This window comes from Micromonospora sp. CPCC 205558, from assembly GCF_036902955.1.
In the GTDB taxonomy this organism is placed as follows: Bacteria; Actinomycetota; Actinomycetes; order Mycobacteriales; family Micromonosporaceae; genus Micromonospora.
Genome location: NZ_JBAKHR010000011.1, coordinates 153,453 through 171,294, shown reverse-complemented (window position 1 = coordinate 171,294; position 17,842 = coordinate 153,453). Strand labels below are relative to the sequence as shown.

Annotated in this window: 16 protein-coding genes; 7 read left to right on the top strand and 9 right to left on the bottom strand. The window is 72.3% G+C overall.

Features of this window, described 5'->3' with window-relative positions:
- The first annotated feature begins 85 nt into the window (after window positions 1–85).
- The 5 genes from V6U86_RS15750 (at window position 86) to V6U86_RS15730 (ending at window position 4,325) form a co-directional block, all read left to right on the top strand.
- A complete protein-coding gene (locus V6U86_RS15750) occupies window positions 86–1,000 on the top strand; it encodes an ABC transporter ATP-binding protein (RefSeq protein ID WP_334503751.1) in 915 nt (304 codons plus the stop codon).
- Window positions 993–1,898 (top strand): ABC transporter permease, encoded by a 906-nt coding sequence (locus V6U86_RS15745; protein ID WP_334503749.1) that lies wholly within the window; start codon window positions 993–995, stop codon window positions 1,896–1,898. Before V6U86_RS15750 ends, V6U86_RS15745 begins: the two co-directional genes overlap by 8 nt.
- Complete coding sequence (locus tag V6U86_RS15740) at window positions 1,898–2,809, top strand: ABC transporter ATP-binding protein (protein ID WP_334503747.1); 912 nt, start codon at window positions 1,898–1,900, stop codon at window positions 2,807–2,809. The genes V6U86_RS15745 and V6U86_RS15740 overlap by 1 nt, the downstream gene beginning before the upstream one ends.
- Before the next feature lie 67 nt (window positions 2,810–2,876).
- Window positions 2,877–3,587, top strand: a complete 711-nt coding sequence (locus tag V6U86_RS15735; protein ID WP_334503745.1) for an ABC transporter permease subunit — start codon at window positions 2,877–2,879, stop codon at window positions 3,585–3,587.
- A 93-nt stretch (window positions 3,588–3,680) separates the two neighbouring features.
- Window positions 3,681–4,325: a hypothetical protein gene (locus tag V6U86_RS15730; RefSeq protein ID WP_334503742.1), complete on the top strand. Its 645-nt coding sequence runs from the start codon at window positions 3,681–3,683 to the stop codon at window positions 4,323–4,325.
- A gap of 44 nt (window positions 4,326–4,369) precedes the next feature.
- Here V6U86_RS15730 and valS read toward each other — a convergent pair whose 3' ends face one another.
- From valS to V6U86_RS15690, 8 genes are all read right to left on the bottom strand, one after another.
- Complete coding sequence (gene valS, locus V6U86_RS15725) at window positions 4,370–6,988, bottom strand: valine--tRNA ligase (protein ID WP_334503740.1); 2,619 nt, start codon at window positions 6,986–6,988, stop codon at window positions 4,370–4,372.
- A 93-nt stretch (window positions 6,989–7,081) separates the two neighbouring features.
- Window positions 7,082–8,962 (bottom strand): ABC transporter ATP-binding protein, encoded by a 1,881-nt coding sequence (locus tag V6U86_RS15720; protein ID WP_334503739.1) that lies wholly within the window; start codon window positions 8,960–8,962, stop codon window positions 7,082–7,084.
- Window positions 8,959–10,806 (bottom strand): ABC transporter ATP-binding protein, encoded by a 1,848-nt coding sequence (locus tag V6U86_RS15715; RefSeq protein ID WP_334503737.1) that lies wholly within the window; start codon window positions 10,804–10,806, stop codon window positions 8,959–8,961. The genes V6U86_RS15720 and V6U86_RS15715 overlap by 4 nt, the downstream gene beginning before the upstream one ends.
- 37 nt (window positions 10,807–10,843) lie before the next feature.
- Entirely contained in the window at window positions 10,844–11,353 is a 510-nt protein-coding gene (locus V6U86_RS15710) for a methylated-DNA--[protein]-cysteine S-methyltransferase (protein ID WP_334503735.1), read from the bottom strand.
- The gene (locus V6U86_RS15705) at window positions 11,350–12,876 is read right to left on the bottom strand and encodes a DNA-3-methyladenine glycosylase 2 family protein (RefSeq protein ID WP_334503732.1); all 1,527 of its coding nucleotides are present in this window, start codon (window positions 12,874–12,876) and stop codon (window positions 11,350–11,352) included. Before V6U86_RS15705 ends, V6U86_RS15710 begins: the two co-directional genes overlap by 4 nt.
- Window positions 12,877–12,954: 78 nt before the next feature.
- Entirely contained in the window at window positions 12,955–14,388 is a 1,434-nt protein-coding gene (locus V6U86_RS15700; RefSeq protein ID WP_334503730.1) for an FAD-binding oxidoreductase, read from the bottom strand.
- Window positions 14,389–14,678: 290 nt separating this feature from the next.
- The gene (locus V6U86_RS15695; protein ID WP_334503728.1) at window positions 14,679–15,197 is read right to left on the bottom strand and encodes a hypothetical protein; all 519 of its coding nucleotides are present in this window, start codon (window positions 15,195–15,197) and stop codon (window positions 14,679–14,681) included.
- Window positions 15,194–15,703: a SigE family RNA polymerase sigma factor gene (locus V6U86_RS15690; RefSeq protein ID WP_334503726.1), complete on the bottom strand. Its 510-nt coding sequence runs from the start codon at window positions 15,701–15,703 to the stop codon at window positions 15,194–15,196. The genes V6U86_RS15695 and V6U86_RS15690 overlap by 4 nt, the downstream gene beginning before the upstream one ends.
- Before the next feature lie 139 nt (window positions 15,704–15,842).
- On the opposite strand from V6U86_RS15690, the gene V6U86_RS15685 reads away from it, so the two are divergent.
- Together V6U86_RS15685 and V6U86_RS15680 are read left to right on the top strand one after the other, a co-directional pair.
- Window positions 15,843–16,346, top strand: coding sequence for a hypothetical protein (locus V6U86_RS15685; protein ID WP_334503723.1), 504 nt, complete (start codon window positions 15,843–15,845; stop codon window positions 16,344–16,346).
- A gap of 152 nt (window positions 16,347–16,498) precedes the next feature.
- Window positions 16,499–17,233 carry a peptidase E gene (locus V6U86_RS15680; protein ID WP_334503721.1) on the top strand — a complete coding sequence of 245 codons (735 nt, stop codon included), beginning with the start codon at window positions 16,499–16,501 and terminating at the stop codon, window positions 17,231–17,233.
- A gap of 3 nt (window positions 17,234–17,236) precedes the next feature.
- On the opposite strand, the gene V6U86_RS15675 is transcribed toward V6U86_RS15680, so the two are convergent.
- Entirely contained in the window at window positions 17,237–17,806 is a 570-nt protein-coding gene (locus V6U86_RS15675; protein ID WP_334503718.1) for an exonuclease, read from the bottom strand.
- Between the last annotated feature and the right edge of the window lie 36 nt (window positions 17,807–17,842).

Sequence of the window (17,842 nt, the reverse complement as noted above, 5' to 3'; positions counted from 1 at the left end):
TTAGGGGTCCAGCTGACAAAGGATCAGGGGAGCGCCGGGGGCGCGCCGGTGTCCATGCTGGGCATCGACTCCCTACTCTGGGCGAGTGACACTGATCGCGACCCAGTCGCTCACCAAGACGTACGGAGGTCGGGTCACCGCGCTGGCCGACCTCACCGTCGCCGTCGAGCCCGGGATCATCGGCTTGGTGGGCGCGAACGGCGCCGGCAAATCCACCTTGATCAAGATCCTGCTCGGCCTGATCGCACCAACCAGTGGTCAGGTGTCGGTGCTGGGCATCGACCCGACCGCAAACCCGGCGGCTGTCCGCAACCGGGTTGGCTACATGCCGGAGCACGACTGCCTCCCACCGGACCTGTCCGCCGCCGAGCTGGTGACCCACCTCGGCCGGATGAGCGGCCTGCCCCGTACCGCGGCTCGGGAGCGGGCCTCCGAGGCGCTGCGGCACGTGGGGCTCTACGAGGAGCGCTATCGTCCGGTCGGTGGCTACTCGACCGGCATGAAGCAGCGCGTCAAGCTGGCCCAGGCTCTCGTGCACGACCCGGATCTGCTGTTGCTGGACGAGCCGACCAACGGCCTGGACCCGGCCGGCCGCGACGCCATGCTGGCCCTGGTACACCGGATCGGCACCGAGTTCGGCATCTCCGTGCTGGTCTGCTCGCACCTGCTCGGCGAGGTCGAGCGGATCTGCGACACGCTGATCGCCATCGACGGCGGCCGGTTGCTGCGCGCCGACAACATCTCCGCGATGACCACGGCCACCGACGTGCTCGCCGTGGAGGTCAGCGAGGGCACCGAGGAGCTCGCCGCCCGACTCGCCGAGCTGAAACTGCCGGTCGCCCGGGACGGGCGGCTGCTGCTCGTGCCGCTAGCCGACGACGGCACCTACGACCTGATCCTCGGTGCGGTCGCCGAACTGGACCTGCCACTGCACCGACTGGACCAGCGCCGGCACCGGGTGGCCGAACTCTTCGCCACGAGGGAGCTCGCTCATGCCTGAGCCGTCCACCGCCGCCGTGCGCCCCACGCCGTCCGGCGTCATCCACGACATCGGCTACCAGCGCTACGAGGGTCCGAGGCTGGGCCGTCGACAGGTCTTCGGCGCGCTCTACCTGCACGGTCTGCGCACCGCGTTCGGGTTCGGGCGCAGCGCCAAGGCCAAGATCTTCCCGTGGCTGGTGGTCGGCATCGTCACCCTGGTCGCGGTGGTCCTGGCCGCCGTACGCAGCCAGATCGGTGAGCCGGTCGCCACGTACGCCCAGTTCGCCGACGCGATGAGCTGGCTGGTCATCTTCTTCGTCGCGGTCGTCGCTCCGGAGTTGGTCTCCCGGGACCTGCGCAGCGGTGTGCTGCCGCTGTACTTCTCCCGGCCGCTGCCGCGCGCCGACTACGCGTTGGCCAAGTTGCTCGCGCTGGTCACCGCCCTCTGGCTGCTGCTCGGTGGGCCGCAGCTGCTGATGTTCCTGGGTGCCGCGTTCACCACCAAGCAGGGCCTGCGTGGGGTGTGGAACGAGCTGCTCGACCTGCTGCCCGGGCTGCTCTACGCCGGGCTGTGGGCGGTGGTCTTCGCCTCGGTCGGGCTGCTGGTCGCCTCGCTGACCGGCAAGCGCGCCTTCGCCGCCGGTGGGGTGGTGGCGGTCTTCCTGATGACCACCCCGATCGTCGGGGTGCTGAGCATCCTGCCGTCGCGCGCCGCCAACGAACTGGCCGGGCTCGCCTCGCCCTCCACGCTGGTGCAGGGGGTGGGCATCTGGTCGCTGGGTGACCTGCTGGTCGAGGGCGATCCGGGCGAGATGATGATCGGCGGGTTCGGCCCGGTCTACGCCCTGGCCGCGGTGCTGCTGGTCGCCGGCGCGACCGCCCTCCTGCTGGCCCGCTACCGGAAGGTCGCCTCCTGATGAGCACGCTGAGCCTGACCGGGGTGTCCCGGTGGTACGGCAATGTGGTCGCCGTCAACGACATCAGCATGGCCCTGGGGCCGGGTGTGACCGGGCTGCTCGGCCCGAACGGCGCCGGCAAGACCACGCTGCTGCACATGATGGCCGGGTTCCTCGCCCCGTCGCGCGGCACTGTCACCCTCGACGACGAGCCGACCTGGCGCAACCCCGACGTCTACCGGCGGCTGGGGCTGGTCAGCGAACGGGAGGCGGTGCAGGGTTTCCTCACCGCGTACGAGTTCGTGCTGGCCAGCGCGAAACTGCACCGGCTGCCCGATCCCGCGGCCGCGGCCCGACGGGCGATCGACCTGGTGGAGCTGGAATCGGCGCAGGACCGCCGGATCGGCACGTACTCCAAGGGCATGCGCCAACGCGCCCGGGTGGCCGCCGCGTTGGTGCACGACCCGCAGGTGCTGCTGCTCGACGAGCCGTTCAACGGCATGGACCCGCGCCAGCGGCTGCACATGATGCAGCTGCTGCACACCCTGGGCGACGCCGGCCGGACGATCCTGTTCAGCTCGCACATCCTGGAGGAGGTCGAGCAGGTCTCCGGGACGGTGCAGGTGATGGTGGCCGGGCGGTTGGCCGCCTCCGGCGACTTCCGGACCATCCGCCGGTTGATGACCAACCGTCCGCACGTCTTCGCGGTGCGCTCCACCGACGACCGCGCGCTGGCCATCGCGCTGATCGCCGAGGCGTCGGTGAGTGGGGTCGAGCTGGACCCGACCGGCCTGACCGTACGGGCCGGTGACTACGGCGCGTTCACCCGGGCGCTACCCCGGATCGCACTGGACAAGGGCATCCGGGTGCGCCAGCTGGTGCCGTCCGACGAGTCCCTGGAGAGCGTCTTCTCCTACCTCGTGGAGGCCTGACCGGTGCGGGCGAGGAGTGAACGAGCGCAGCGAGTGAGCCCCGCAGTGACGAACGAAGGAAGATGACATGTCGACCGTTACCTGGATCACCGCACGCGGGTTGTTCGGCCGACGTCGGTTCCTGCTGCTGTTACCGCTGCCGTTGGTGCTGCTCGGGCTGGCCGTGCTCTGCCGGTCGCTGGGGGTGGATCCGCGCCACTGGGGGCCGCCGGTGCTGGTAGGTCTCGGGCTTGCCGTGGTGCTGCCGGTAGTTGCGCTGATCATCGGCACGGGCGTGCTGGGCGCCGAGATCGACGACGGCACGGTGGTGCACATCCTGACCAAGCCGCTGCCGCGCTGGCAGATCGTGCTGCCGAAGCTCGCGGTGGCCACCGGGGTCACCGCGGTCACCGCGGCGGTGCCGCTCTACGTGGCGGGGGTGCTCGCCAATTCGGTACGCCTCGGTCTGGCGCTGGCGGCCGCGGCGGCGCTCGGCGCGCTGGCGTACTCGGCGTTCTTCCTCGCGCTCAGCCTGGTCACCAGGCGGCCGGTGCTACTCGGCCTGGTCTACGTGCTGATCTGGGAGGGTCTGCTGGGCAACTTCGTCAGTGGCACCAAAGTGCTCTCCATCCAGCAGTACGTGATCGCTCTCGCCGACCGGATCGCCCCCACCGGGCTGCTGGAGACGAGCGTGTCGGTGTCGGTGGCGTCGGTGATGACCGCGCTGTTCAGCGTCGGCTTCACCGTGCTCGCCATCGACCGCCTGCGCTCGTTCAGCGTGGCCGGCGAGACGAGCTGACAGCGGTGCGAGCCGCTGTTCCGGCCAGCCCCCGCGCGACGGTAGGGCTGGCCGGATGGACCGGTCGGGCCACCTCGGGCGAGGCTGACCAGCGTGAGCGTCGAAGCGGAGCGGACGTCGTTGGCTGAGCCGTACTCCCGGAGCAGCCGGCCGTGGCTGACCAGTCTGGCCGTCGCCGGGCTGGCCTGTGCCACGGTCGCCACGGCTGCTCAGGGCAGCGGCCAGTTCCACTGGTGGGCGGTGTTCATCCTGATCCCGGCCGCGTTGATCGCGGCCAGCGGCGGGCCGTTGCTGGCCCGTGGGGGTGGCCGGGCCTTCGCCGGGTACATGCTCGCCTGCGTCGGCACGATCGTCTTCGCGGTCGGCGCGCTGCTGATGTTCGGCGTGATGGGGCGGGGCTGGCCGCTGCTGGTGGTGCTGCCCTGCCTGGCGGTCGCCGGCACCTACGGCTGGCGGGCGGCCCACCCGCTGGCCCGGGGCCTGCACCGGGCGGTGGCCCTGCTCGCGCTGACCGGAGCGCTGCTCGGCCTGACCCTGCAACTGATCCGGGTGGATCTGATCCACCTCAAGACCGGTTGGTGGGGGGCGTTCCTGATGCTGGCCGGGGCCATCGTGCTGGGCAACGCGGGGGAGCTGACCCGGCACCGGATGCCGTACCGCCTCCAGGCGATCACCCTGCTGGTGGGGCCCGCCGTGGTCGCGTTCCTGCTCGGGCTGCGCTTCCTGCGCGGCTGGTGACCCGCCGGTCCGCCGCCGCCCGTACGGACGGCGGCGGACACGGGTCAGAAGGCGCAGGCGATGACCAGCTCCGGGGCGCGGTCCGGGAGCAGGTCGAGTTTGCCGATCCGGCCGGCGGCCCGGAGGTCGTCGGCGACCAGCGTGAGCTGCTCCAGCAGCGCCGCCGGCCCGAGCGCCTCGGCCAACGGCACCTCCGCCTTCATCGACAGCTTCCGTTCCGACTTGGCCCGTCGCACCTGGCTCAACGCGTCACCGGCGAGCCGCAGCAGCGCCGGCTCGCCCGACCCCTCGATCGTCCGGGCCACCTCGTAGGTGGTGGGCCAGGGTGCCCGGTGCACGGAACCGTACCGCCACCACGACCAGATCTCCTCGGTCACGTACGGCAGCACCGGGGCGAACAACCGCAGCTGCACCGAGAGTGCCGCGGCCAACGCTGCGCGGGCCGAGTCGGCCGCCGCCCCGGTGCCGTAGGCGCGCTCCTTGACCAGCTCGATGTAGTCGTCGCAGAACCGCCAGAAGAACGTCTCGGTCACCTGCAACGCCGCCGTGTGGTCGTACGAGTCGAAGGCGGTGCTCGCGGCGCTGACCACGGTGGCCAGCTCGGCGAGCATGGCCCGGTCCAGTGGGGTGGTGGCCGGCAGCTCCAGGTCGCGGCGTGGCGTCAGACGCGCCGAGCTGGAGTTGCCGTACGGGTCGCGCAGGGCGTCCGCCGCGCCCAGCCCGAGCGCGAACTTGGACGCGTTGAGCAGTTTGGTGGCCAGTCGCCGGCCGACCTTGATCTGCGCCGGGTCGAAGGCCAGGTCCATGCCGGGCTTGCCGCTGGCCGCCCAGTAGCGCACCGCATCTGAGCCGTGCTGCTCCAACAGGGCCAGCGGGGTCACCACGTTCCCCTTGGACTTCGCCATCTTCTTGTGGTCGGGGTCGAGGATCCAGCCCGAGAGCACGGTGTCCCGCCAGGGCAGCACCCCGTGTTCGAAGTGTGAACGGACCACGCTGTCGAAGAGCCAGGTCCGGATGATCTCCTGCCCCTGCGGGCGGAGGTCCATCGGGAAGACCCGGGCGAAGAGGTCCGGGTCGGTCTCCCAGCCGCCGACGATCTGCGGGGTCAACGACGACGTGGCCCAGGTGTCCAGCACGTCCGGGTCGCCGATGAACCCGCCCGGCTGGCCGCGCTGCGCCTCGTCGTAACCGGGCGCCGGATCGCTGGATGGGTCGATCGGCAGCGCGGACTCGTCCGGCGTGAGAGGGTGGGACCAGTCCGGCTCGCCAGTGTTGTCGAGCCGGTACCACACCGGCACCGGCACCCCGAAGAAGCGTTGGCGGCTGACCAGCCAGTCTCCGTTCAGGCCGCCCACCCAGTTGTCGTAGCGGTGTTTCATGTGCGCCGGCACCCAGTGCAGCTGCTCGCCCCGGGCCAACAGCGTCGCGCGCAGCGCCTCGTCCCGGCCGCCGTTGCGCAGATACCACTGTCGGGTCGAGACGATCTCCAGTGGCCGGTCGCCGCGTTCGTAGAACTTCACCGGGTGGGTGATCGGGCGCGGCTCGCCGATCAGGTCACCGGCGTCGGCCAGCATCCCGACGATCTCCCGGCGGGCCCCGTTGACCGTCTGCCCGGCCAGCGGCGCGTACGGCTGCGCCGGCACCCCGTCCGGCGGCTCGGGGAGCAGTCGACCGTCCCGGCCGATCACCACCCGCGTAGCCAGCCCCAGCTCACGCCACCAGGTCACGTCGGTCAGGTCACCGAACGTGCAGACCATCGCGATGCCGGTGCCCTTGCCCGGATCGGCGAGTGGATGGGCGTACACCGGCACCTCGACGTCGAACAGTGGGCTGCGCACCGTGCCGCCCACCAGGTCGGCGTACCGCTCGTCGTCGGGGTGGCAGACCAGCGCCACACAGGCCGGTAACAGCTCGGGCCGGGTGGTGTCGATGAGCACCTCGACCCCGTTGGCCGAGGCGAACCGCAGTCGGTGATAGGCCCCGGGGCGTTCCCGGTCCTCCAACTCCGCCTGGGCGACCGCGGTGGCGAAGCCGACGTCCCAGAGCGTCGGCGCCTCCGACTGGTACGCCTCGCCGCGGCGCAGGTTGCGGACGAACGCCCGTTGGCTGGTGGTCCGCGCGATCCGGCCGATCGTCGTGTACGTCAGCGACCAGTCGACCGAGAGCCCGAGCCGCCGCCAGAGAGCCTCGAAGGCCTGCTCGTCGGTGACCGTCAGCCGTTCGCACAGCTCGATGAAGTTGCGCCGGGAGATCGCGGTGGGGTCGCGGCGGGCCGCGTCGTCGACCGGAGCCGCCGGTGGTCTCCACAGCGGGTCGTACGGCAGCGCCGGGTCGGGTCGCACCCCGTACACGTTTTGCGCCCGACGTTCGGTGGGCAGGCCGTTGTCGTCCCAGCCCATCGGGTAGAAGACGGCCTTGCCGCGCATCCGCTGGTAGCGCGCGGCGGTGTCGGTGTGGGTGTACGAGAACACGTGCCCCATGTGCAATTCGCCCGATACGGTCGGCGGCGGGGTGTCGATCGCGTACACGTCCTTACGCTCCTTCGAGCGGTCGAACGCGTACGTGCCGTCCTCCTGCCAGCGGCGTGCCCAGCTCTCCTCGAGCCCGTCCAGGGTCGGACGCTCGGGAACGCCGGCGCGGGCTGTCCTCGCCGTATCGGTCATCTTGCGATCGTAGGCACCCGTCGGGTGCGGGGCGACGTAGTTGCGGCCGAACACACCGGCCAGCGGCGACCGGCGGTTGTCGGGGCGGTCCCGCTAGATCAGCGAGTCACGCCACTGGCGGTGCAGGGCGGCGTACCGGCCGTCGGCCTCGGCCAGCACGGCGGGTGGGCCGTCCTCGACGACCTTCCCGCCGTCGAGGACCAGCACCCGGTCGGCGGTCTCCACCGTGGAGAGTCGGTGGGCGATCACCAGTGCGGTCCGGTCCCGCAGGATGGTGCCGAGTGCCCGTTGCACCAGACGTTCCGTCGGCACGTCCAGCGACGACGTCGCCTCGTCCAGGATGAGCACGGTCGGGTCGGCCAGGAACGCGCGGGCGAACGCGACCAGCTGCCGCTGCCCGGCGGAGAGCCGGCCGCCTCGTCGGTGCACCTGAGTGGCGTACCCGTCGGGGAGCGCGGCGATGAAGTCGTGCGCGCCGATCGCCTGCGCGGCGGCCTGGACGGCGTCGTCGTCGGCCTCCGGGCGACCGAATCGGATGTTCTCCGCGACGGTCCCGCTGAACAGGTGGTTCTCCTGCGTCACCAGCACCACCGCGCGGCGCAGGTCGGCGTCGCGTACGTCGCGTAGGTCGACCCCGTCCAACTGGACCGTGCCGGTGTCGGGGTCGTGGAACCGGGCGACCAGCTTGGCGATCGTCGACTTGCCCGCCCCGGTTGGTCCGATCAGCGCCACGGTCTGCCCGGCCGGCACCGTCAACTCCAGCCGGCAGAGAATCGGGGTGTCGGCCCGGTAGCCGAAGCTGACCGCCCGGAAGGTCAGCTCGCCACGCTCGGGCCCGGTCGGCAGTCGTACGGGCCGGGCCGGTTCGGCGACGGCCGGTCGTTCGTCGAGCACTCCGGCCAGCTTCTCCAGTGCGGCGGTGGCCGACTGCAACGAGTTGTAGAACTGGCTCAGCTCCTGCATCGGCTCGAAGAAGCGGCGCAGGTAGAGCAGGAACGCGGCGAGCACGCCGATCTCGGTCTGCCCACCGAGCACCCGCCAACCGCCGTAGCAGAGCACCACCGCCACGGTGACGTTGCCGATCAGCTTGATCGCTGGCGAGTACGTGGCGATCAGCCGGAACGCGTGCAGGCTGGTTCGCCGGTAGTCGTCGCCGAGCGCCACGAAGATCCGCTGGTTGCGGGGTTCCCGGCGGAACGCCTGCACCGCCCGGATGCCCCGCATCGACTCGACGAAGTGCACGATGACCAGCGCGACCGCGTCCCGGGTCCGCCGGTACGCGCTGGCTGACGACCGGGCGAACCAGCGGGACAGCGAGAACAGGAACGGAAAGGCGAGCAGCGTCACGGCCGCCAGCGGCAGGTCCAGCCAGAGCAGGATGGCGGCCACCGACAGGATCGAGAGCCCGGCCAGCACCAGGCTGTCGATCCCACCGTCGACCAGCTCGGCGATCGAGTCGAGGTCGCTGGTGAGCCGGGAGACCATCCGGCCGGACGTGTACCGCTCGTGGAAGCCCACCGACAGCCGCAGGAAGTGCCCGAAGACCCGCTTCCGCAGGTCGAGCAGGACGGCCTGGCCGATGCGGGCGGACAGGGTGAGGAAGCCGCGGCGGGCCGCGTACTCGGTCACCGAGGCCACCGCGAACGCGCCCGCGACGGTGATCAGCGGGCCGGCGTCGCCGGCGCGCAACGGCGGGATGGCCCGATCGATGCCGATCATGACCAGGTACGGACCGGCCATCGCGGCGGCGTTCTGGGCCAGCAGCAGGGCGACCGCCGCGGCGAGTCGCCTCCGATGCCCGCGCAGCAGGTCGCCCAGCAGGCTGCGGCTGAGCCGGCGAAGCCGGGCCACCGCCTCGGGGCTGGTGTCCTCGGCTCGACTGCGGTCGGCCTCCGGGTCGGTGGCGGTTCCGCGCCACCTGGTGAGCTCGGGCTCCTCCTCGGGAGGTGGGTCGGCCTGCTTCGGCACGCTCACGAACGCACCAGCCCCCGTCCGTCCGAAGGGGACGGGCTGGGCCCGCCCGCCCCGGCCGGCGGGGGATGCGCGGCGGGCGGCTCGGCGGCGAGCAGCGCCCGGTACGCCGGGACGGTGGCCAGCAGGTCGGAATGTCTACCGGTCGCGGTGATCCGCCCGTCCTCCAGCAGGGCGACCCGGTCGGCCAGCGCGATCGTCGACGGCCGGTGCACCACCAGCAGTGCGGTGCTGTCGCGCAGAACCCGGCGGAGTGCCGCCTCGACCAGGGCCTCGGTGTGCACGTCGAGGGCGGAGAGCGGGTCGTCCAGCACCAGCACCGCCGGTCGGCCGAGCACGGCCCGCGCCAACGCGAGCCGCTGCCGTTGCCCGCCGGAGAGGGACAACCCCTGCTCGCCCACCCGGGTGGCCAACCCCCAGGGCAGGTCGTACGCGAAGTCGGCCTGGGCCAGCGCGAGGGCCGCGCGGACCTCGTCGTCGTCGGCGTCCGGGCGGCCCAGGGTGAGGTTCTCGCGCACTGACATGGAGAAGAGCGTGGGCTCCTCGAACGCCACCCCGATCAGCCGGCGCAGCGAGGCCAGCCGCAGCTCGCGCAGGTCGTGGCCGTCCAGGGTGATCCGGCCGCCGGTCACCTCGTGTAGCCGGGGCACCAGGGAGAGCAGTGTGCTCTTGCCGCAGCCGGTGGCGCCGACGAGGGCCAGCGTCTCGCCCGGCTCGATGCTCAGGTCGATCCCACGCAGCACCGCTGTGGTGGCACCCGGGTAGCTGAACGCGACCCGCTCGAAGCGCAGCCGGCCGTGCACCGCGTCGCGGGGCAGATCGACAGCGCGGGGAGAATCCATGATCTCCGGTGGGGTGTCCAGCACCTCCTGGATCCGGTCGGCGGCGGTGGCCGCTTCCTGACCGTTGGCGATGATCCAACCCAGCGACTGCACCGGCCAGATGAGCATCAGTTGCAGGCTGACGAACGCGACCAGCTCGCCGATGGTGAGCGCGCCCTGCGCGGCGGCAGCCGCCCCCGCCGCCAGCACCACGCCCAGTGTCACGTTGGGCACCAGGTCGAGCAGCGCCGAGGTGTTGGCCAGCAGCCGTCCCTTGTCGACGCCGGTGTCGTGCAGCCGTCGGGCCGCACCGGCGAAGCGGGCGGCCAGCTCCGGCCCCCGCCCGTACGCCTTCATGGTGCGCAGACCCTGTGCGGTCTCCTCGACCAGCGTCGCCACGTCGCCCTGTTGGTCCTGCATCCGGCGGGACGCGGCGTGGTAGTGCCGCCCGAACCGGCGACTGATCAGCAGCAGCGGCACCGCGCTGGCCGCGACCAGCACCCCGAGCGCCGGATGCAGATTGATCAGCAGCACCACCACGACCACGTACGTGGTCAGGTTGAGCACCAGGAAGAACACGCCGAAGGAGAGGAACCGGCGGATCACCGACAGGTCGCTGGTGATCCGGGAGAGCAACTGGCCGGACTGCCAACGGTCGTGGAAGCTGGTCGGCAGCCGTTGCAGGTGGGCGTAGACGTCGGCCCGCAGCGCCGCCTCCATGCCCACCGCAGAGGACGACTGCACCCACCGGCGGATGAAGATGAGCACCGCCTCGACGATGCCGAGCAGCAGCGCCAGGCCGCCGAGTTGGAGCAGGCCGGCCGGTTCGTGTCGGGCCACCGGCCCGTCCACGACCCGCTGCACGATCAGCGGTACGGCGATCCCGGCCGCGGTGCCGGCGAGCCCCGCGACGAGCAGCCAGGCGAACTCGGCGGCGTACGGGCGCAGGTAGGGGCGTAGCCGCCAGAGGTTGTGCGCGGGGCGGGTTCCCGCGGCGGCCGGGTCGCCGTCGCTCTCCACAGGCACTACCCGACGGTAGCGTCAATGCGTGTCGATGCTTCTGTCAGCTTGTTGTCATGCGGCGCTCATGACCGAGAAGCCACTCCTTCACGTCCAGCCCCCAGCGGTAGCCGCCGAGGGTGCCGTCGGTGCGAAGGACCCGGTGACACGGCACGAAGAGGGCTGCCGCGTTCCGGGCACAGGCGGCTGCGGCGGCCCGCACCGCCGGTGGTCGACCGGCCAGCGCGGCGTACCCGGTGTAGGTGACCGGCGTGCCCGGCGGCACCTCGCGCAGCACCTGCCAGGCGTGCGCCATGAACTCTCCGCCGGTGCGTTGACGGACCGGCACCGCGTCGATGGCGGCGAGGTCACCGTCGAGGTAGGAGTGGACGGCCGTGCTGACCGGGCCGAGGTCGGCCCGCTCCCGCAGTGGTGCCCGCAGGGTCGGGTGGACCAGGGGTAGCAGCGCCGCCGGGTCCGGGGTGAAGCCTGCTGCCCGTACGTCACCGTCGGGGCCGGCGAGGATGCTCAGTGGGCCGGCCGGTGTGCTCACCACGGTGCTGTCGATGTTCATGCCGCTCTCCAGAGTCTGATCGTGGCGTAGGACCGCCAGGGACGCCAACGCTCGGCGTACCGGTCGAGGGTTGGCGGGGTGTCGGGCAGGCCGAGCGCGGCGGCGCCGCGCCGGACCGCCAGGTCGGAGCTGAGCAGGATGTCCGGGTCGCCGAAGGCGCGCATGGCCAGGTAGTTGGCGGTCCACGGGCCGATGCCGGGCAGCGCGAGCAGCCGCCGAACGGCCTCCCCCCGTTCCACCCCAGCCGCAAGGTCGACAGACCCGTCGACAACGGCCCGAGCCAACCCCCGCAGGGCCTCCCGCCGCCCGACGGGCATCCCAAACGCCGAATCCGGCAGACCCAACAGCTCCTCCGCCCCCAGGAACCCCCGCAACCCACCCCGTTGATCATGAAGTTGTTGCCCCGACACGCCGTCGTCAGTGGCAATAACTTCATGATCAACGCGAGCGTGGGCGGGGGCCGAGGCCGGGGTGGGGGCCGGGGTGGGGGTGGGGGTGGTCAGGAGGCGGGTCAGGGTTGTTCTTGCTGAGGTGATCGAGACCTGTTGGTTGATGATGGCGCGGACGGCTTGCTCGAAGCCGTCGACCGCGCGGGGGACGCGGATGCCGGGTTCGGCGGTGACCGCCGGGGCCAGCGCCGGGTCGGCGGCCAGCGTGGCGTCGATGGCCACCGGGTCCGCGTCCAGGTCGAGCAGCCGGCGACAGCGGGCCACCGCGGGTGCCAGGTCGCGCAGGTCGGCGAGCCGCAACGTCGCCGCCACGTGCCCGTCCGCCGGGGTCAGCGCCACCTGACCGGTGCCGTGCGGCAACCGCAGACCCCGGTGGTACGTCCCGTCGCGGACCTCTTCCACGCCGGGCAACGCCCGCACCGCGAGGAAGTCCAGCAGCGCCCGGGCGTGCAGCGGCGGGCGGTACGCCAGCCGGAGCGCGATCGTCCCCGCCCCGACCGCCGCCCGCTGGCGCCCACGGGCCGCGCGCAGGTCGGACGGCGCGCTCGCGTACACCTCGCGGAGCGTGTCGTTGAACTGCCGCACGCTGCCGAAGCCCGCAGCGAACGCGACCTCGGCCATCCCGAGGTCGGTCGTCTCGATCAGGATCCGGGCGGTCTGTGCCCGCTGCGCCCGGGCCAGCGCGAGCGGCCCGGCGCCCATCTCGGCGCTGAGCATCCGGTGCAGGTGCCGTTCGGTGTAGCCCAGCCGGGAGGCCAGCCCCGGTACGCCGTCCCTGTCGATCACCCCGTCCGCGATCAGCCGCATTGCCCGGCCGACCACGTCGGCGCGGATGTCCCACTGCGGGGAGCCGGGCGCGGCGTCCGGCCGGCAGCGGCGGCAGGCGCGCAGACCGGCGCCCTGCGCCGCAGCTGCCGAGGGGAAGAACCGGACGTTCTGCCGCTTGGGCGTGATCGCCGGGCAGGACGGCCGGCAGTAGATGCCGGTGGACGTCACACCGGTGTAGAACCAGCCGTCGAACCGCTGGTCACGGCTGTCCACGGCCCGGTAACACCGCTCGAAGTCCATCTCCATGTCACCGATGATGCCCCGCTCGGCCGGTCGTCGGCTGGCGGGAATCGGACCTGGGTGTGCCGGGGCGAAGAGGCCCGGTCAGCGGGGGCGTCGACGGCGCCGGTGCGGCTGACCAGACCCGGTGGGCTGACCGGACCGGCTGGGCTGGGTGGCACGGCTGGGCTGGGCGGCGCGGCTGGGCTGGGTGGCACGGCTGGGCTGGGCGGTCAGCAGGGCCGGTCGGAACACGCCGTCCGGGTCGTACCGCTTCCACAGCCGCCGGACCCGGGCCCCGGTCTCGCCCGGGTAGATCCGGGCGAACGCGGCCGGGTCCGGCCGGCTCTCGAAGTTGACGTACGCGCCGTCGGCGCGCGCTCCGGCGGCCCGCCAGGCGGCGTTCAACGCGGCGTCGGCCTGCGGCGGAAACACCGAGGCCACGATCAGCGTGTCCTGGTGACGATGCGGGTAGGCGGTCGCGTCGGGAGCGACGTCGTTGACCGCCCCACCCAACGAGCGGAGCTGGATCACCGCCCGCCCCGGCCCGGTCACCGCTCGCGTCACGGCCCGCGCCCCGGCGTCGTCCAACGCGCTGAACAGTCCGTTCGTGGTCGTGCCCCGCTGCTGCCCGACGTTGGGATTGAGGTGCGCGGTCGGCACCAGCGACGGATAAGGCAGCAGGTCGGTGCGGTGTTCGAGCACCTTGCCGATGGCGAGCAGCGGTTCCACAGCCGGTCGGGCCCGGCGCAGGCTCTCGGCCGCGACCACGGCGGTGATGGACATGAGGACCGATCGACCCTCCGCGAACACCACTGCGGCGGCGGACAACTCCCGTGGCGCCTGGGTGAGATAGCTCGTCCACTCCCGGACGGTGCGGCCGTCCGGATGCGCCTCGACGACCAACTGCGCGACACCCACGTTGCGCTGCTCGGCCGCCTCGATCTCGAAGGCCACCACGATCCCCGCGCCGGCCCCGGCCCCTCGGACCAGCCAGAACAGCTCCGGCTCGTGTTCGGCATCCGCACGTACCAGCGTCCCGTCCGCCAGCACCACCTCGACGGCGCGGACCCGGTCGATGGTGAGGCCGTGGGCGCGGACCAGCCAGCCGACACCACCGCCGGTGGCCAGGCCGCCGACGCCGACGCCCCCGTAGTCACCCGAGCTGATCACCAGGCCGTACGGGGCCAACGCCTTCGCGACGTTCGCCCAGCGCGCACCGGCCTCGACCCGGACCAGCCCGGCCCGCTCGTCGATCACCTGAACCCGGTTGAGCATGGACAGGTCGATGACCATCCCACCGTTGTTGGACGAGGCCCCGGAGAGGCCGTGCCCGCCGCTGCGGACCGCGATGGGCAGCCGCTGCTCCCGCGCGTAGCGGAGCGCGTCGACCACCTGGGCGGTGGTCTTGGGCAGCAGGACGGCGGCCGGCGACGCCGACCTGGTGTACGTCGAGCGGAGTTGGGCGTACCGGCGGTCGCCGGGTGTGACGATCTGCCCCCGGAGGGAGTCGGGCACCCGGGCCATGGCGGTGCTCATCGTTGCCCCCGCAGCTCGCACCTCGGGTGTCCGGGATTGGTCATGGCCCAAGGATGAGCGGGCGTGCCGGCCTCGACAAATCTGGTGTACCGGTGCCCGCTGGTCGCTGCGGCGCGCGACGCTCGCCGGTGCGGGGGAGTGGCGCGCGAAGGTGACCGGGATCTCCGACCGGTTCCCCGCCTGCGGCTCGGGCAGGCCAGTGGCGTGCCGGCACACCACCGTGGCCGGCGGTGACAGTGGGACGGCCGGTCCGGCCGGCGCGAGGAAACCGCCGACCGGACCGGTCCTGCTCAGCGCAACGGGGTCGGCGAGGCCGTCGGCCGGTCCGGCACACCGGGCGGGCCCAGCGGACTCAGCGGGCTTGGTGAGACGGTCGGTCCGCCCGGTGCCCCCGGCTGGCCTGGCACCCCCGGCGGAGCCAACGGGCTCGGCGAGACCGTCGGCCGGTCCGGTACGCCGGGCGGGCCGAGCGGAGGGACCTGGTTCGCCTGCCCACCACCGGGGCTGGGCTCGACCGTGGGCACAGCGGTGGACGGGGACGGGCTGGGTACGGGCGGGCTGGGCACGGCTGCCGGGCCGGCCGGGCTGGGCACGGCCGGCGGCAATTCGTCCGAGCCGGTCGCGGCCAGGGCGAGCGGAGTGGCGATCAGGATCGCCGCCAGGGTGCTCACCGCCCCCACCGTCACCGTGGCGCGGCGTCGGTTGCGCACCCGCCGTTCCGCTCGGCTCAACTGGTCATGCACGATCGGTGCCTCCTCGGCCAGGTCGGTGAGGGTGGAGCGGATGAGGTGTTCGAAAGGGTCGGTCATCGCCGTACCTCCAGCATGTCGACGTCCGGCAGCAGGTCGCGCAGTCGCCGCACGGCTCGATGCGTACGGCTGCGCACGGTGCCCACCGAGCAGCCGAGCAACTCGGCCACCCGGGCTTCCGGCAGGTCCTCGTAGTAGCGCAGGACCACCACCGCCCGCTGCGTCGGTGGCAGATGACGCAGCGCGGCACGCATCGCCAACCGCACGTCGGAGCCGCCGCTGGGGTCGTCGCCGACCGGTTCGTCCGCCGGGTTGAGCGGGGTCTCCCGCCACCGTCGGAGCCGCCGCCACCAGCTGATCTGCTCGCGGTACATCACCACCCGCAGATAACCCTCCGGATCGGCGTGTCGAATGCTTCCCCACTTCGGGATGGTCCGCGCCAACGCCGACTGGAGCAGGTCCTCGGCGGCGTTGCGGTCCCCGGTCAGCAGGTACGCGACCCGCATCAGCGCCGGAGTCCGGCTGCCGACGAACTCGGCCAGCCGCGCGCGCTCGTCCTCGTCCACCCACCACCCCCGTTTCGTTGTCACAGATACAGACGTCCCAGGTCATCGTCGCTATCCACGATCGGTGGGGTTTTTCGGCCCGAAAGTGTCGGGCGTGCCAGGTAGCGTCCGGCCACCAACTGAAGAAGGGGTGCGGCGAATGACGAGCGTGGCGGGTTGGGCGGCGGCGTCGACACCGGGTGCGTTCCCGCCGCTGCCCCGCGCGGTGGCGCAGTCCTTCTACCGCCGGATGCGGGCCGTCGCGCCGGCCGCCGTCGGCGCCATCGAACGGGACCGGACGGGCGATCCCGAGCGGAGCTTCCCCGACACCGCCTGCGGTCGGTTGGCCGGCTCGCTCGACGACGCGGGCCTACGGGCGCTGGGGATGTGGACGCACCACTGGTGCATGCGTTTCTACGACGACGACACGACTGTTGGCCGGCGGTTGATCCGCGAGGTCGCCGCGCGGCCAGGGCTGGGTTGGACGGCCGACGAGGTGCGCTGGATGCTGCGTGAGTCGGCCTCGGCGGGTCCGGCTGCCGCCGACCGGTTCACCCTGCCCCGCGCCGCCGCAGCGCAGCTCTCCCCAGCCGACCGCCGAACGCTGGCCCACTGGCCCGAGTTCGAGGTGCCCCGCCAACGGCGCCCCGACCAGTCTGGTTGATCATGGTGTTGGCGGGAACTGTGGAGGTCGCACACCCGCCAACCCCATGATCGACACGGGTGGAGTCGGGCCCCCGCACCGGGATGGACCGGGTGGGAGGCTGGCCGCGCGGCAGGATGGACGCCGCACCGCCCGCAACGGAAGGACGCCCGATGCCCGCCAGTGAGCCGACAATCATCGCCACCAGCATGGGCTTCTTCCGGGGCGACCGTGGGCCCTACGACCTGCGTCCCGGCCCGGTCTTCGAGCTGGCGGCCGAGCTGGCCGAGGCCGGTTCGCAGCCGCGGGTCTGCTACCTCGGGCAGGCCGTCGGTGACCAGCCCACCTCGCTGACCGCCGTCTACAGCGCGTTCGCCGACACCCGGTTCCGGCTGTCACACCTCGCCCTGTTTCCGATGCCGAACGTCGAGGATGTGCGCGCCCACCTGCTCGCCCAGGACGTGATCTGGGTCGGCGGCGGCAGTGTGGCCAACCTGGTCGCGGTGTGGCGGGTGCACGGGCTCGACGAGATCCTGCACGAGTGCTGGCAGGCCGGCGTGGTGCTGGCCGGCGTCTCCGCCGGCTCGATCTGCTGGCACGTCGGCGGTGCCACCGACAGCTTCGGCCTGCGGCTGCGCGGCTTCACCGACGGGCTGGGCTGGCTGCCGTACGGCAACGGGGTGCACTACGACAGCGAGGGCCAGCGCAGGCCGCTCATGCACGAACTGGTCGGCGACGGCACGCTCCCCACCAGTCACTGCACGGACGACGGCGTTGGCCTGGTCTACCGGGGCACCCGGCTCGTCGAGGCGATCGCGGACCGGGAGGGCGTCTCGGCGTACGAGGTCAGCCGGGGCGCGGACGGCAGCGTCCGGGAGGCGGTCATCGCCCCCCGTCTGCTCGGCTGAGCGTCACCCCTCCTCGACGGCCGGTCGGCGGCTGAGCACCGCGTCGAACACCTGGGCCAGCTCGGCGGCGTCCTCCCCGGCGTGGTGCGTGTGCGGCACGTCGTGCAGGCCCAACTCGTGCTTGATCTTGCCCTTGCGGGTCTGGACCCACTCGCTGCCGGTCAACCCCATCCAGTAGCTACGGAGATCGACGCCGGAGCCGGTCGCACCGAACGGGCTGTGCCCGACGAAGCGGACGAAGTACCAGTGCACGAACATGCCGTCCCAGACGGCCGGGGCGGCGAGGAAGACCGGACGGCCGATCCGGCGCAGCCCGTTGACCCAGGCCGCCGCGGCGGACATCGCCTCCTGCGCGGTGGGCGCCTCCCGCAGCAGACGCTCCCGGTCCAGGCCGGAGACGGCCAGCGCCGCCGGGACGAACTCGTCGGAGATGGGACGCAGCTCGGTGTAGAAGGTCAGATCCGGGCGGCCGGCCACGGCCATGCCCAGCGAGATCATGCTGTACGGCCCCGGGATCGGCCCGTCCGCCTCCACATCGACGGCGATGTACAGCTCAGGCAAGGTCGGGCTCATCTGACCTCCAGCGGCGGAGCATCGAACCGGCAGGGT

Excerpts from the sequence above, each read along its gene's own strand:
- V6U86_RS15740 (WP_334503747.1), top strand. The coding sequence starts at position 1,898 with ATGAGCACGCTGAGCCTGACCGGGGTGTCCCGGTGGTACGGCAATGTG.
- V6U86_RS15745 (WP_334503749.1), top strand. The coding sequence starts at position 993 with ATGCCTGAGCCGTCCACCGCCGCCGTGCGCCCCACGCCGTCCGGCGTC.
- V6U86_RS15735 (WP_334503745.1), top strand. The coding sequence starts at position 2,877 with ATGTCGACCGTTACCTGGATCACCGCACGCGGGTTGTTCGGCCGACGT.
- V6U86_RS15705 (WP_334503732.1), bottom strand. The coding sequence starts at position 12,876 with ATGGAGATGGACTTCGAGCGGTGTTACCGGGCCGTGGACAGCCGTGAC.
- V6U86_RS15700 (WP_334503730.1), bottom strand. The coding sequence starts at position 14,388 with ATGAGCACCGCCATGGCCCGGGTGCCCGACTCCCTCCGGGGGCAGATC.
- valS (WP_334503740.1), bottom strand. The coding sequence starts at position 6,988 with ATGACCGATACGGCGAGGACAGCCCGCGCCGGCGTTCCCGAGCGTCCG.
- V6U86_RS15685 (WP_334503723.1), top strand. The coding sequence starts at position 15,843 with ATGACGAGCGTGGCGGGTTGGGCGGCGGCGTCGACACCGGGTGCGTTC.
- V6U86_RS15680 (WP_334503721.1), top strand. The coding sequence starts at position 16,499 with ATGCCCGCCAGTGAGCCGACAATCATCGCCACCAGCATGGGCTTCTTC.
- V6U86_RS15675 (WP_334503718.1), bottom strand. The coding sequence starts at position 17,806 with ATGAGCCCGACCTTGCCTGAGCTGTACATCGCCGTCGATGTGGAGGCG.
- V6U86_RS15710 (WP_334503735.1), bottom strand. The coding sequence starts at position 11,353 with ATGAACATCGACAGCACCGTGGTGAGCACACCGGCCGGCCCACTGAGC.
- V6U86_RS15695 (WP_334503728.1), bottom strand. The coding sequence starts at position 15,197 with ATGACCGACCCTTTCGAACACCTCATCCGCTCCACCCTCACCGACCTG.